1 protein-coding gene is annotated in these 516 nt (G+C 37.2%); it reads right to left on the bottom strand.

Annotated elements, in window-relative coordinates:
• A partial coding sequence (locus R7Q48_RS31125; RefSeq protein WP_318134284.1) for a C39 family peptidase occupies positions 1-501 on the bottom strand: 501 nt, incomplete at its 3' end.
• Between the last annotated feature and the right edge of the window lie 15 nt (positions 502-516).

Raw genomic sequence — 516 nt, 5'->3', positions numbered from 1 at the left:
AAACTCATCCAGTTTCATTATCATGGTTCCTCTAGAAGGGTCTCCTAGAATAACTGAGTGATTGTTTATACCTCTGATTACAACAAAATGCATATACCCATCGAAATTAACGAGAGTAATCCCAGGGACACCGACTTCTTTAATTTTCTCCAGTCCTACTTGAAAACCGTCAGAACGTAACCCTATGGAATCCAAGTAAAACTTCATTTCCAACAAAGAAAAACCTTTCTCTTTGATTTTTTCTTTATCACCTTTTTCAAACATGCTTTTGAAGATATCTTGTTCAGATGACTCTGTTGCATAATGAAAAGTGAGAAGAGAAGCCAGGGCGGCAGAGCCACAGCTGAAGTCATACTGTTGGCGAAAAACATCACCGAACACTATTTCTTTGTAGCTTTTAACAGGAACAGAGTAATGTGCTCGGTAAGGTAGCAGTTCTAATGAAATGGCTGATGCTGAATAAACGAGCATCAGCCAAATTAAGTTATTTAATACTTTCATATTGTTTACTTGAGT

It is taken from the genome of Vibrio sp. 378, from assembly GCF_033339435.1.
The sequence above is the reverse complement of the archived record's forward strand: the minus strand, read 5'-3'. Positions and strand labels throughout refer to the sequence as shown.